Origin of the sequence: Evansella cellulosilytica DSM 2522 (assembly GCF_000177235.2) — a bacterium.
GTDB classification, from domain to species: Bacteria; Bacillota; Bacilli; order Bacillales; family Salisediminibacteriaceae; genus Evansella; species Evansella cellulosilytica.
Map to the genome: position 1 here is coordinate 4,380,691 of NC_014829.1, position 13,206 is coordinate 4,393,896.

Here is a 13,206-nt window from a genome sequence, read left to right on the forward strand (position 1 = left end):
CCCCCTAATCCAGCCCGAGAGCTTTTTTATCAGTAATGTAGTCTTTCCTGAGTGGATGGCCTTCCCACTCATCTTGGAGCAAAATACGCTTTAAATTCCAATGGCCTGGGAAATCAATTCCTAATAAATCATAAATTTCTCTTTCCATATAATCAGCCGCTTTCCATATAGAATCTACAGAAATGACCGACGGGTTCTCTCTTGACGTTCTCACCTTCACATATAAATAATGCTTCTTCGTTGTTGAGTAAAAATTGTAAACGACTTCCATATGTTCATCATAGTCAACACCCGTCACACAGGAAAGGAAATCAAATTGTAGTTCCGGATCATCGCGGAGTGCTTTTGCGACGTTTTCTTTCCATTGTTCTGAAGTAAGAATGATCATTGGTCTATCAAAATTGAGCAATGCGAGCTCTTCTTGTTCTTCTTGCTCTTCTTCGGATTCGGCGGATTCTTCATCAGCCGTTTTAAGTGTCAGTGTCTCTTCTCCTAGTACATTGTTCACTTTTTTCACGACTAACTCTAATACTTCCTGACTCATTCTTGCCCCACCTTCTCTCCTTTTGCTTCACGGCGAATTTTCTCACGAAGCAAGTCTACACCATCTAGTAACGCAGGTGGTGTTGGTGGACACCCTGGCACGTAAACATCAACTGGAACAACTTTGTCAACACCGTTTACTACGCTATATGCCTCTTTGTATGGACCCCCACATGTTGCACAGGATCCCATGGAAATTACCCATTTTGGCTCTGGCATTTGGTCATATAATGTTCTCAACACAGGCGCCATTTTAGATGTAACTGTACCTGCAACAATCATGACATCGGAATGCCTCGGTGACGCTCGGAAAATAACTCCAAATCTATCAAAGTCATACCTCGCTGCCCCTGTCCCCATCATCTCAATTGCACAGCATGCTAGCCCAAATGATAATGGCCATAACGAACGTGTACGTGACCACGCTTTTAACTGTTCAACCTTTGTGAAAAATACATTCCTTTTTATGTCCTCTAGAATTCGAGGGTCATACTGTTCTGTGTCTTTAAAGCCTTTTAGTTCCATTCTAGCACCTTCTTTTTCCAAGAATATGCAAGCCCTAAGCCTAGAATTGCAATGAAGATTAACATGGCATTAAGACCTACCCAACCGAGCTGACCTAAAGCTACAGCCCACGGGTATAAGAAAACGGTTTCAATATCAAAGATCACAAACTCAAGTGCTACGATGTAATACGCAACGTGATACCTCACTTGCGCATCACCTGTTGGCTCAATCCCACTCTCGTACGTTTGTAGCTTCTTGCTGTAAGGATTATTTGGGCGAAGCAAACGTCCAAATGTGAGCGCAACTACTGGAAGTGCTACACCTAATACCATGAAGATTAACACATAAATATAGTTGTCAAAATATACTCCCAGCCCCATAACTTCTCTCCCCTCCATGTGATATAGTAAATTTATACTTGTTCCAATTAAAAGTATAACAAAGCAGTTCAAAAAATGTCTATATTATTAGGAATTATCGCAATTTTATAGTTATTACATTAGTAATATTGTTAAGTCTGTTTTCATGTCATGTCGACAGGCTTGAAGCCTTGGTATATATAGGTTTTATCTCTTTTTCATATGTTGATTTAATTAGAATTACTATAAATACTGAATTATTTTATTTTTCCGGCATTACAGGTGTGTTATGGTGAAAAATATGAACTGTTTTTTTCTGTTTTACTAGATTGGTATATAAGTGTTGACGTTTTGCTTCTGTTGTCTATGACAATACTCCTGTTTTACAAACAATCCTCCTTTATTCTTACATTTTTCTTCCTTCTAGGACTAATACAGTATTTCCTGGGTAATATAACAGGCTTGTTAATTGTACTTATTTAATAATTATGTTTTAAAAAGCATTTCGTATTACAAAATTTCTTGATTTTTTTGTGAAAAACTAGCAGATTATTTTGAAGTGATAATAATAGTAAATTTGGCGGTCTCATGTGATCGCTACTATGACTCGTTTTTAGGTTACGCAAACCCGCTTGTCAGCTTTGGAAACTGTAAAGAAAAATCTCTATACAATAGTCGATTCAATCAAAGCACCTATTATGACAATTTGTCTTATTTTTATGAGGGGATTTTTGAGGATCTCTTGTGGAATTAAATATGGATTTGAATTTTTCCGGATCTTTTATGGAATAAATATGGATTGGAATTTTTCCGGATCTTTTATGGAATAAATATGGATTGGAATTCTCTTATTTGTTGTTTGTTAGTTTTAGTTTGTTTCTGTGGTCATTATTTTAGTTACTTTTTATGCAGTGTATCATTTGTTGTTATAATCTTGTTTTTTTAATCTTGTATCTTTTTTGTTTTTTAATCTTGTTTTTTTGATAGTGGTTGTGCTATTTAGTTGTCGTTGCTGCTTTTTTTCTTCGTTCCGTTTTTGATGCAAGCTTGTTTTTCTACACTCATTTAACCCTGTTGTTTTTCTTCTCCAAGAGTGTGTTAGATTAAGTCGTACATAATTTGTAACAATTCTAGTGAAATTTATAGAGGTTATTTCTAATAGGATGTCGTATTTACATTTGAAGAATTAGTGTTTAAAAAATTATCAATTCAGTGCAGTTCACGATAAACACTTTTTTCGGATAAACAATATATCTTAAAATGAGGAGTGATTGTTTCATGGCTTATGAAAAACGAAATTGGGAGCTCGGCCGACACTATCATATTTTCAATCGTAAGAGTAGGAGGGACACTTTATTTTACAAAGATGACGATTTTATATTTTTTTTGAATATACTACACGCGACAAGCCTCAAATACCCTTTTAAAATTTCGGCCTACTGCCTGATGAAGAATCATTACCATCTCCAAATATTTTCTAATCACCTTCCACTATCACCAATTATGGAGCAAATAAATAAACTGTATGCAAGATACTTTAACCATAAATACAATCATAGTGGCCCCCTGTTTGAAGACCGTTTTAAATCAATTCCCGTAAAAGATAATCATGGAATGATAACGCTAAGCAGATACATACATTATAATCCAGTACATCAAAAGAATAATCGCTACCGCACTCCAGAGGTTTATAAATGGAGTAGCTATACATTCTATTTACCATCAACTCCCGCTAATGAAATCCCCACATTTTTAGATACTACTCCTATCTTGAACCAATTCCAAGGAAATGAATACGAAAAGAAAGCAAGGTATATTGATTGGTGTAAATACTGATTTATTTAAATTGATTTTGGGAGATGGGGCATAGCAGGACTGCGTTTGTGCGCTATTTTTTGGATGGATGGAGCATAGTGTCTTGCGTTTGTGTGCTATTTTTGCGTGGTCGTGCAGTTTGCGCATTTATGGAGCGGAATTATGTGTGGGTAGTTTAGTTGAGATGGAGCTGGTATCGAAGGTCGTTTTATCTTTGTGGGATGAGTATCTTTTCTTTATGAAGGTGAGAGTTTTGAACCCGGGTTCGTTGTAACCCGGGTTACTTTCCCTCACCTTCAATCGCGCTCATGCTCCTGTTTTCTCTCTTTTTGAAGGTGAGAGTTTTGAACCCGGGTTCGTTCTAACCCGGGTTACTTTTCCTCACCTTCAAACTCTCTCATTCTCTTGTTTTCTCCCTTTTTGAAGGTGAGAGTTTTGAACCCGGGTTCACTTTAACCCGGGTTACTTTTCCTCACCTTCAATCGCGCTCATGCTCTTGTTTTCTCTCTTTTTGAAGGTGAGAATTTTGAACCCGGGTTCGTTCTAACCCGGGTTACTTTCCCTCACCTTCAATCGCGCTCATGCTCTTGTTTCCTCTCTTTTTGAAGGTGAGAATTTTGAACCCGGGTTCGTTGTAACCCGGGTTACTTTCCCTCACCTTCAAACTCTCTCATGCTCTTGTTTTCTCCCTTTTTGAAGGTGAGAGTTTTGAACCCGGGTTCACTTTAACCCGGGTTACTTTTCCTCACCTTCAATCGCGCTCATGCTCTTGTTTTCTCTCTTTTTGAAGGTGAGAATTTTGAACCCGGGTTCGTTCTAACCCGGGTTACTTTCCCTCACCTTCAATCGCGCTCATGCTCTTGTTTCCTCTCTTTTTGAAGGTGAGAATTTTGAACCCGGGTTCGTTGTAACCCGGGTTACTTTCCCTCACCTTCAAACTCTCTCATGCTCTTGTTTTCTCCCTTTTTGAAGGTGAGAGTTTTGAACCCGGGTTCGTTGTAACCCGGGTTACTTTCCCTTACCTTCAAACTCTCTCATGCTCTTGTTTTCTCTCTTTTTGAAGGTGAGAATTTTGAACCCGGGTTCGTTCTAACCCGGGTTACTTTCCCTCACCTTCAATCGCGCTCATACTCTTGTTTCCTCTCTTTTTGAAGGTGAGAGTTTTGAACCCGGGTTCGTTGTAACCCGGGTTACTTTCCCTCACCTTCAATCGCGATCATGCTCTTGTTTTCTCTCTTTTTGAAGGTGAGAGTTTTGAACCCGGGTTCGCTTTAACCCGGGTTACTTTCCCTCACCTTCAATCGCGCTCATGCTCCTGTTTTCTCTCTTTTTGAAGGTGAGAGTTTTGAACCCGGGTTCGTTGTAACCCGGGTTACTTTCCCCACCTTCAATCGCGCTCATACTCTTGTTTCCTCTCTTTTTGAAGGTGAGAATTTTGAACCCGGGTTCGTTCTAACCCGGGTTACTTTCCCTCACCTTCAAACTCTCTCATGCTCTTGTTTCCTCTCTTTTTGAAGGTGAGAATTTTGAACCCGGGTTCGTTCTAACCCGGGTTACTTTCCCTCACCTTCAATCGCGCTCATACTCCTGTTTCCTCTCTTTTTGAAGGTGAGAGATTTGAACCCGGGTTCGTTGTAACCCGGGTTACTTTTCCTCACCTTCAATCGCGCTCATGCTCTTGTTTCCTCTCTTTTTGAAGGTGAGAATTTTGAACCCGGGTTCGTTGTAACCCGGGTTCGCACCACCCCCGGGTTCACCTCCCCCCCCTATTCCAAAGAAAATACTCCCCTCCCCAACATCAAAAAAACACATAAAACTAGCTTCACAAAGCTAGTTTTATGTGTTTTTATTTATTTGCGACGTCTAGACGGTTGATGGCACGTTTGAGTGCCATTTCAGCACGCTTGAAGTCGATGTTATCTTTTTTTGCTTGTTCGAGGCGACGTTCCGCGCGTTCTTTAGCGGCACGCGCTCTTGCTACATCAATATCTGACGGTAATTCCGCTGATTCAGCTAAAACATTAACTTCGTCAGGGCGAACTTCCATAAAACCGCCGCTGACAGCAATAAGCTGAATTTTAGAATCGTGCTTTAATCGGACAGCTCCTACATCGAGCGGTGTCACTAGAGGTAAGTGGCCAGGTAATATACCGAGTTCACCTTCGGTTGTTTTCGCACTGACCATTTCTACTTGTCCGTTATATACGCTGCCATCAGGAGTGACGACATTTGCTTGCATCGTCTTCACGGTTCACCCTCCTTTACGAAGCGCAACATAGTTGGTTAGGAGTTGGTTAGTTAATTAGTTCATTAGTTGGTTAAGAACTAGGAGACATTGTAGTAACTGCCCAACCGAAGCTTTAAGCTTACTCCTAACCACTAGTCACTAATTACTAACCGCTAACCACTAGACGCTTCTTATTGCATTTGCTTCGCTTTCTCTACCACTTCTTCGATTCTACCTACGAGACGGAAAGCATCCTCTGGCAAGTCATCATGCTTACCTTCAAGGATTTCTTTAAAGCCTTTGATCGTTTCCTTCACTGGCACGTAGGAGCCCTTTTGACCAGTAAACTGCTCCGCCACGTGGAAGTTTTGAGAAAGGAAGAACTGAATGCGACGGGCACGATGTACAGTTAATTTATCGTCTTCAGATAACTCATCCATACCTAAGATAGCAATGATATCTTGAAGCTCTTTATATTTTTGTAGTGTTTGTTGAACTTGACGTGCAACTTCATAGTGCTCATCTCCACAAACTTCTGGTGACAGTGCGCGAGAAGTAGATGCAAGTGGATCCACCGCTGGGTAAATACCCATTTCAGAAAGCTTACGCTCAAGGTTTGTCGTTGCATCTAAGTGAGCGAACGTTGTTGCTGGTGCTGGGTCAGTATAGTCATCGGCAGGTACGTAAATCGCTTGGATAGATGTTACGGAACCTTTTTTCGTCGATGTAATACGTTCTTGCAGCATACCCATTTCTGTTGCAAGTGTTGGCTGGTAACCTACGGCAGAAGGCATACGACCTAATAGGGCAGATACCTCACCACCCGCTTGCGTGAAACGGAAGATGTTGTCGATGAAAAGAAGTACGTCTGCACCTTTTTCATCACGGAAATATTCAGCCATTGTTAAACCAGATAGGGCAACACGCATACGTGCTCCAGGCGGTTCGTTCATTTGACCGAATACCATCGCTGTTTTGTTGATTACGCCGGAATCCTTCATCTCGAAGTAAAGGTCGTTTCCTTCACGAGTACGCTCTCCTACTCCTGCGAATACGGAAATACCGCCGTGTTCTTGCGCGATGTTGTTAATGAGCTCCTGGATTAAAACGGTTTTACCTACACCGGCACCACCGAATAGACCGATTTTACCACCCTTTATGTAAGGTGCTAATAAGTCTACTACTTTAATACCTGTTTCTAAAATTTCTGTTTCAGTAGAAAGCTCTTCGTAAACAGGTGCTTGACGGTGAATTGGATCACGACGAACACTGTCCGGAATTGGTGCGTCTAGATCAATGTTTTCCCCTAATACGTTAAATACACGTCCGAGTGTATCGTCACCTACTGGTACAGCGATTGGCTTAGCTGTGTCAGTTACTTCCATTCCACGTACGACACCATCTGTTGATGACATCGCAACCGTACGAACAGTATCGTCTCCTAAGTGGAGGGCAACTTCTAACGTAAGGTTAACGTCAACTTCGCCTGAAGATTGTGCTTGTCTTTCTACTTTTAATGCGTTATATATCTCAGGTAATTCGCCACGGTTAAACTGAACGTCTACAACCGGACCCATTACTTGAGTGACGCGTCCTTTATTCATCTTCTTTCCTCCTTACATCCTAAATGACCACGTTGGAGTGAAATCGTTTAAGAAAAATACGTTATTTTTCTTCTATGTTTACTATTCGAGTGCGGAAGCTCCACCAACAATTTCGTTGATTTCCTGTGTAATCGCAGCTTGTCGCGCTCGGTTATATACTAATGTTAGCTCGTCAATACGATCAGTGGCATTATTCGTAGCTGATTGCATCGCAGTCATTCTTGCCCCGAACTCACTTGCTTTTGCATCGAGCAATGAACCATATATTAAGCTTTCAGCGTAATGTGGTAACAATTGCTCTAAGATGACCTTCGGATCTGGCTCATAAATATATTCCTGCGTTGCTGCATCTTCTTCTTCTCCTGCAAGGTCAGTAAGTGGTAACAGCTTTGATTCTGTGACCTTTTGGCTAATGACACTTACGAAGTGATTGTAGTGAAGATAGATTTCATCAAAGATGCCATCCGTAAACATATCAATCGTTGTTGCGGCGATATTTTTGATCTCAGCGTACTCTGGCTGATCTTGTAATCCTACGATTTCTTGGTAAATCGGCATTCCTCTTTTTTTGAAAAAATCACGTCCTACTTTACCAATAACGATGAGGCCGTACTCATTTGGTGATTCGTGACGTTCGTTAATGATTTTATGTGTTTGACGTAAAAGTCCGCTGTTGTATGCTCCGCACAGTCCACGGTCTGAAGTGATGACGATGTATGCTGTCTTTTTCACTTCTTCACGCGCTTCTAGCATCGGGTGAGTAATTGTATTTTCTTCACCAGAAGCGATACTCGCTACTACTTCACGAATTTTTTCTGTATAAGGAATAAAGGATGTTGCCTTTGATTGTGCCCGATTTAACTTCGCAGCAGATACCATTTCCATTGCTTTCGTAATCTGCTTCGTTTTCTTCGTAGAGGTAATTCTTGATTTTATATCTCTTAATGAGGCCACCGTTGTTCACCACCTTTACTTACGAATTGCTGTATTCGGCAAAAAGCTGGGAAAAGACATGCATGAAGCATCATTTTCCCATTTATTTTTTAACCGTAAGTGATAAGTATTTATGCTTAACTAAATGTTTTTTTGAACTCGTCAATTGCATTATTTAGAGCATTTTCATCAGGTAATGCGCCTGATGTTTTAATCTGATCAAGAAGATCTTTATTGTTATGCTCTAAGAATGTAAATAATTCTGCTTCAAATCGGCTTACGTCTTCTACTTCGATGTCGTCGATGAAGCCTCTTGTTAATGCATAAAGAATGACAACTTGTTTTTCTACAGCAAGTGGTTGGTGAAGGCCTTGCTTTAGTACTTCAACTGTACGTGCACCACGGTTTAACTTCGCTTGTGTTGCTTTATCAAGGTCAGAACCAAATTGTGCGAATGCTTCAAGCTCACGGTATGAAGCTAAATCAAGACGCAGTGTACCTGCAACCTTTTTCATCGCTTTAATTTGTGCTGAACCACCTACACGGGATACGGATAAACCAGCGTTTACGGCTGGTCGTACACCGGAGAAGAACAAATCAGATTGTAGGAAAATTTGTCCGTCCGTAATCGAAATTACGTTTGTTGGAATGTAGGCAGATACGTCACCAGCTTGCGTTTCGATAAATGGTAGGGCAGTTAATGAACCTGCTCCTTTATCGTCACTAAGCTTTGCAGCACGCTCAAGTAAACGGGAGTGTAAGTAGAACACATCCCCTGGATATGCTTCACGCCCTGGAGGACGACGAAGTAATAAAGAAAGCTCACGATAAGCTGATGCTTGCTTCGTTAAGTCATCATAAATAACAAGTACGTGCTTGCCATTGTACATAAATTCTTCACCCATTGATACACCTGCATATGGCGCTAAGTATAATAATGGTGCTGGCTGTGATGCACTTGCTGTTACGACGATTGTATAGTCTAACGCACCGTGTTGACGTAACGTTTCTACTACGCCCGCAACAGTGGATTCTTTTTGTCCAATAGCGACATAAATACAGATCATGTCTTGATCTTTTTGATTTAAGATTGTATCAATCGCAATGGCTGTTTTACCAGTTTGACGGTCACCGATGATTAACTCACGTTGACCACGACCAATTGGAATTAATGCGTCAATTGACTTAATCCCTGTTTGAAGTGGTTCGTGAACAGATTTACGGTCCATAACACCTGGTGCTGGGCTTTCGATTGGACGAGTTTTTGTCGTTTCAATTGGTCCTTGACCATCTAGTGGTTGACCTAAAGAGTTAACTACACGTCCTAAAAGCTCTTCACCAACTGGTACTTCCATAATACGTCCAGTTCGACGTACTTCGTCCCCTTCACGAATGTCCGTGTAAGGTCCAAGGATGATAATACCAACTGTGTTTTCTTCAAGGTTTTGTGCCATACCCATGACACCATTTGAAAATTCTAAAAGCTCACCGGCCATAACATTTTCTAGTCCGTGAGCAACAGCGATTCCATCACCAATTTTGATGACGGTACCAACATCGCTTACTTCAATTTCAGATTGATAGCCTTCAATCTGTTTTTTTATTAAAGAGCTGATTTCATCGGCTCTGATGCTCATTCCGTTCACCCCTATCTACTAACGTTCCCATACATCATACGTTGCTGTATGCGTGCCAATTGGTTGGCTACGCTACCGTCATAAACGCTATCACCGATTCTTAATCTCATGCCACCGATGATATCTTTATCTACAACGTTATTAATAAGAAGCTGATTTTTGTTGGCTTTTTTAGAAAACACTTGTGAAATTGCTTGCTTCTCTTCTTCCGATAAGGCTTTAGCTGTATAAACAGTTGCTTCCGCAATTCCTTTCGCTTCAAAAACGAGCGACCGGTAGCTTTCTGCAATTGTGTAATATAGCTGCTCTCTTCTATTATCTATTAAGATTTGAAGAAGGTTTAACACCGCGTCACTTACTTTTGACGAAAAACTCTCTCTAACTATTTTCTTCTTTTCTTCAGAAGTCATTTTCGAATGTTTAAACACTTCGTCAAGAAGGTTCGTCTCTTGAAATACTTGTGTCACATCGTCTAGTTCTTGTTGAATAGAATCTAAAAGGCTGTTTTCCTGTGCATATTCAAACAGTGCACTAGCGTAACGAAAACCTACTGGATGTTTTTTCATAGCTCTTCGCCCACTTCTTTAAGCGTTTCTTGAATGAGCTTTTCTTGTTCCTTTTCATCCAATTCCTTTTCGATCACTTTAGATGCAACAAGGACTGACAAGGTAGAAACTTGCTCACGAAGCGCGGAGATAGCTCGCTCTTTTTCATTATTAATTTCAGCAAGTGCTGATTGCTTCATGCGTTCAGCTTCAGTTCGTGCATTGGAGACGATTTCTTCCGCTTGCTGCTCGCTTAGTTTTGTTGCTTTTTCAATAATACCTTTCGCTTCTTGACGGGCCTCTTGAATTGCTTCCCGTTGTTCAGCTAAATATTTTTCTGCTTCTTTACGATTTTTTTCTGCAGAATTAATTTGGTCAGCAATGTGGTTTTCACGGTCTTCCATCATCTTAAGAATTGGTCCTAGTGCGAACCTTTTCAATAAGAACATGAGTGCGAGGAAAGCCAAAAGCTGATAACCAGCATTAATCCATGCAATATCTTGAAGATCAAACAACGATTTTCGCCTCCTTCATACAGTAATATCTAGAAAACACCATTCTATCATTATGTTTTTTTACGTTACGTTCCATTTCTACAACTATGAAAACATAAAAGGAATGGCGAAGAGTGTGTATGTAACGTTCTCCGCCATAATAGCATATAAGGTCATTGCCTCACGTATTAATCTGTTCGATAAATGCTTTCATCGGCAGGTTAGTTATTGAGGCAATGGCGACTAAAGCTAGTAAGCTTATGTGCGCAGAATAAAAGGATATATGCTAAAGGTGTTAGCCTTAAATATTACCTAATAACATGAAGGCAATAACGATAGCAAAGATAGGAATCGCCTCTACTAATGGTGCACCGATGAATAATAGTAATTGAAGTGGACCTCTCATCTCAGGTTGACGAGTTACCCCTTGAACGACACTACGTACTACGATTGCTACACCAAACGCCCCTGCTACTGCAGCGATACTTGCAACTATTGCTACTGAAAGAAATTCCATTATTAATATCCTCCTTTAAAATTCCATTGATTATTGTTTTTATTTGTAACGCCCTAAAAAATATAAGAGCAAGATTACCAAAGTTTATACTTGAAAAGTGTTGCTGTGCTTTAGCACTTTTATTGTGCATAAAGCAGTTTCATGTTTAATGTTCCTCGTTCACTTTGTGTGCCATGTACACCATTGTAAGCATACAGAAAATAAATGCTTGTAGCGATCCAATAAATAGTCCAAACACTTGTAATGCAATGAGCGGTAAGAACATTGCAACCCCCCATGCAACGGTGCTTGCACCGAGACCAACTAGCATGACCATTAGTACTTCCTTTGCAAATACGTTGGCATAAAGACGCATTCCAAGAGTGAGGGTGTTGGAAAAGTCCTCAATAATTTTAAATGGAAATAAGAATGGTACTGGACGGAAATAGTCCTTCCCATATTCTTTAGGTCCTTTAAGCTTTAATGCATAGAAATGCGTTAATATGATGATGAAAGCTGCTAATGAAATCGTAAGTACAGGGTCTGCTGTAGGAGAATGCCAGTAAACATAGTGTTCTGTTTTAGTCGCAAGCTCAAACGGTAGCCCAGCCATATTAGCTACGAAAACATAGAGAATTAATGTCGTACCTAGCACGACAAAGTGCTTCCCTTGCTTCCAATCCATATTTGTACTGATGATATTTTTGATAAACTGTAATAAGTATTCGACTGCGTTTTGTGCTCCTGTCGGGTACATTTTCACTTTCCTCGACATAAAAAAGAGGACAAAAAACACGATTGCCATGACAACAGTAGTCATGAAAATACCGGTGAGGTCCACCTTTAACCAAGGGTTATCAAAAAGCTCAATCACTGGTTTCTTATTATCCAACCATTTTCACCTCTTTTCTCTGTTACTCTAGGTTTGTACATTTTTTGCCATGCACATTAGCGATTAAGGTGCTTAATGTGAAACATAGGTTCTATTAATATAATGAAATAGGTTATTGCTAAACCTATGATGACACCTTCGATTTGTAGGTATTCAGGAAAACGCATTGCGATTGTTACAGCTAAGACCGCAGCGATAATTCGTGTTAGCGTTCCAAAAATCACAAGACTCGGTCTTTTTTTTCCGTCAAACACTTCGCCAATTCGCTTCACTTGCAAATATGTATTAATAAGATTAATTAAGCTGAAGCTTGCTCCAAATACAATTCCTAAGAAGAGTGGGGAATTAGAAAGTATAAAAGCGAGTATAAGAAAAACTGCAATGATAACGATTGTAAAAATAGTGTACCTTTTCGCTGCCACTTTATAATCCATCATGATGATTCTTCTCCTAGAAATTTGCGAATAGCAAAGTATATTCCTGTTATCGCAGTTCCAATACCTAAAAGTACACCAAGCCCAATAAATAAACCATCTCCATCAAATCGGTTATCTGCCCACCTACCAGTAAACACACCAACAAGTATTGAACCTACAAGGTAAGAACTCATTGTCGTCATCAGTGCAAGTGCTTTTACTGTGCTTCGAAATTTAGATGAAGGTTCTGACATAGTTTTCTCCTCAAGCTTGAGTCCTAGTCTAAAACAACTTCGTTAACAAAAAGTTTGTGCACTACTGAATTATCCTTTGTAATCGTACCAATACCGCATATCCCTGTCAATAAATCCTATCTATGTATCATAAAAAAAACTCTCTTATACATAAGGGTTAAGCGCTTTCTTGTTCACACTTTTTTCTAATAAAGTTCACACAGTAGACACAATTTCTATTATACATAAAAAGTATTAGTCTGTCTTTGCTAAATTGCGGAAAAATAATATTTTTAATTTTCAATAAATTAATGACTCCTCTTTATCATCCTTTATCCTTTATTTTCCATTATACTAACAAAAGAATTCCTACTTTTTACATATATATATGCTTTCAAATTATCCCGATTTTATTCTTTTTTTACTATAATGAATCAATTTCATCATTCACTTTCTAAAAAAAATCATAGTCTCAGAATAAGTATCATCTCATTAAAAAATCTCT

Annotated in this window: 14 protein-coding genes and 1 pseudogene; 2 read left to right on the forward strand and 13 right to left on the reverse strand. The window is 39.7% G+C overall.

Translation table 11 applies throughout. The features are described 5' to 3' along the window. Positions 1–4: 4 nt before the first annotated feature. Genes BCELL_RS20045 through BCELL_RS20055 form a run of 3 tightly spaced genes read right to left on the reverse strand, consistent with a single transcriptional unit; the run spans position 5 to position 1,430 of the window. Positions 5–544, reverse strand: a complete 540-nt coding sequence (locus BCELL_RS20045; protein ID WP_013490619.1) for an NADH-quinone oxidoreductase subunit C — start codon at positions 542–544, stop codon at positions 5–7. Beyond that, on the reverse strand, positions 541–1,068 hold the full coding sequence (locus BCELL_RS20050; protein ID WP_013490620.1) for a NuoB/complex I 20 kDa subunit family protein: 528 nt from the start codon (positions 1,066–1,068) through the stop codon (positions 541–543). The genes BCELL_RS20045 and BCELL_RS20050 overlap by 4 nt, the downstream gene beginning before the upstream one ends. Beyond that, positions 1,059–1,430 carry an NADH-quinone oxidoreductase subunit A gene (locus BCELL_RS20055; RefSeq protein ID WP_013490621.1) on the reverse strand — a complete coding sequence of 124 codons (372 nt, stop codon included), beginning with the start codon at positions 1,428–1,430 and terminating at the stop codon, positions 1,059–1,061. The genes BCELL_RS20050 and BCELL_RS20055 overlap by 10 nt, the downstream gene beginning before the upstream one ends. Positions 1,431–2,694: 1,264 nt before the next feature. Between BCELL_RS20055 and BCELL_RS23360 the strand changes: the two are divergent. Both BCELL_RS23360 and BCELL_RS22975 read left to right on the forward strand, forming a co-directional pair. Next, positions 2,695–2,754, forward strand: a pseudogene (locus BCELL_RS23360) (hypothetical protein); the annotation flags it as partial. Continuing rightward, on the forward strand, positions 2,733–3,245 hold the full coding sequence (locus BCELL_RS22975; RefSeq protein WP_425357462.1) for a transposase: 513 nt from the start codon (positions 2,733–2,735) through the stop codon (positions 3,243–3,245). The pseudogene BCELL_RS23360 and the gene BCELL_RS22975, both read left to right, overlap by 22 nt. Positions 3,246–5,070: 1,825 nt before the next feature. Here BCELL_RS22975 and BCELL_RS20065 read toward each other — a convergent pair. The 10 genes from BCELL_RS20065 to BCELL_RS20110 all read right to left on the reverse strand — a co-directional run bounded on the left by BCELL_RS20065 (position 5,071) and on the right by BCELL_RS20110 (position 12,722). Continuing rightward, positions 5,071–5,463, reverse strand: coding sequence for a F0F1 ATP synthase subunit epsilon (locus BCELL_RS20065; RefSeq protein WP_041809231.1), 393 nt, complete (start codon positions 5,461–5,463; stop codon positions 5,071–5,073). Positions 5,464–5,642: 179 nt separating this feature from the next. Further along, positions 5,643–7,055 carry a F0F1 ATP synthase subunit beta gene (gene atpD / locus BCELL_RS20070; protein ID WP_013490624.1) on the reverse strand — a complete coding sequence of 471 codons (1,413 nt, stop codon included), beginning with the start codon at positions 7,053–7,055 and terminating at the stop codon, positions 5,643–5,645. Between the two features lie 81 nt (positions 7,056–7,136). After that, positions 7,137–8,009 (reverse strand): ATP synthase F1 subunit gamma, encoded by an 873-nt coding sequence (gene atpG / locus BCELL_RS20075; protein ID WP_013490625.1) that lies wholly within the window; start codon positions 8,007–8,009, stop codon positions 7,137–7,139. A 116-nt stretch (positions 8,010–8,125) separates the two neighbouring features. Continuing rightward, positions 8,126–9,625: a F0F1 ATP synthase subunit alpha gene (gene atpA, locus BCELL_RS20080; RefSeq protein ID WP_013490626.1), complete on the reverse strand. Its 1,500-nt coding sequence runs from the start codon at positions 9,623–9,625 to the stop codon at positions 8,126–8,128. A gap of 11 nt (positions 9,626–9,636) precedes the next feature. Beyond that, positions 9,637–10,191 carry a F0F1 ATP synthase subunit delta gene (locus BCELL_RS20085; RefSeq protein ID WP_013490627.1) on the reverse strand — a complete coding sequence of 185 codons (555 nt, stop codon included), beginning with the start codon at positions 10,189–10,191 and terminating at the stop codon, positions 9,637–9,639. Then, positions 10,188–10,685: a F0F1 ATP synthase subunit B gene (gene atpF / locus BCELL_RS20090; RefSeq protein ID WP_013490628.1), complete on the reverse strand. Its 498-nt coding sequence runs from the start codon at positions 10,683–10,685 to the stop codon at positions 10,188–10,190. The genes BCELL_RS20085 and atpF overlap by 4 nt, the downstream gene beginning before the upstream one ends. A 280-nt stretch (positions 10,686–10,965) precedes the next feature. Continuing rightward, positions 10,966–11,181 carry a F0F1 ATP synthase subunit C gene (gene atpE / locus BCELL_RS20095; RefSeq protein WP_013490629.1) on the reverse strand — a complete coding sequence of 72 codons (216 nt, stop codon included), beginning with the start codon at positions 11,179–11,181 and terminating at the stop codon, positions 10,966–10,968. Between the two features lie 145 nt (positions 11,182–11,326). Further along, on the reverse strand, positions 11,327–12,052 hold the full coding sequence (gene atpB / locus BCELL_RS20100) for a F0F1 ATP synthase subunit A (protein ID WP_013490630.1): 726 nt from the start codon (positions 12,050–12,052) through the stop codon (positions 11,327–11,329). Between the two features lie 56 nt (positions 12,053–12,108). Further along, positions 12,109–12,489, reverse strand: a complete 381-nt coding sequence (locus tag BCELL_RS20105; RefSeq protein ID WP_013490631.1) for an ATP synthase subunit I — start codon at positions 12,487–12,489, stop codon at positions 12,109–12,111. Further along, positions 12,486–12,722, reverse strand: coding sequence for an AtpZ/AtpI family protein (locus BCELL_RS20110; RefSeq protein ID WP_013490632.1), 237 nt, complete (start codon positions 12,720–12,722; stop codon positions 12,486–12,488). Before BCELL_RS20110 ends, BCELL_RS20105 begins: the two co-directional genes overlap by 4 nt. Between the last annotated feature and the right edge of the window lie 484 nt (positions 12,723–13,206).

Coding starts and splice junctions, on each gene's coding strand:
- atpE (WP_013490629.1), bottom strand. CDS start 11,181: ATGGAATTTCTTTCAGTAGCAATAGTTGCAAGTATCGCTGCAGTAGCA.
- BCELL_RS20055 (WP_013490621.1), bottom strand. CDS start 1,430: ATGGGGCTGGGAGTATATTTTGACAACTATATTTATGTGTTAATCTTC.
- atpD (WP_013490624.1), bottom strand. CDS start 7,055: ATGAATAAAGGACGCGTCACTCAAGTAATGGGTCCGGTTGTAGACGTT.
- BCELL_RS20050 (WP_013490620.1), bottom strand. CDS start 1,068: ATGGAACTAAAAGGCTTTAAAGACACAGAACAGTATGACCCTCGAATT.
- BCELL_RS20085 (WP_013490627.1), bottom strand. CDS start 10,191: ATGAAAAAACATCCAGTAGGTTTTCGTTACGCTAGTGCACTGTTTGAA.
- BCELL_RS20105 (WP_013490631.1), bottom strand. CDS start 12,489: ATGATGGATTATAAAGTGGCAGCGAAAAGGTACACTATTTTTACAATC.
- atpA (WP_013490626.1), bottom strand. CDS start 9,625: ATGAGCATCAGAGCCGATGAAATCAGCTCTTTAATAAAAAAACAGATT.
- BCELL_RS20045 (WP_013490619.1), bottom strand. CDS start 544: ATGAGTCAGGAAGTATTAGAGTTAGTCGTGAAAAAAGTGAACAATGTA.
- BCELL_RS20065 (WP_041809231.1), bottom strand. CDS start 5,463: ATGCAAGCAAATGTCGTCACTCCTGATGGCAGCGTATATAACGGACAA.
- BCELL_RS20110 (WP_013490632.1), bottom strand. CDS start 12,722: ATGTCAGAACCTTCATCTAAATTTCGAAGCACAGTAAAAGCACTTGCA.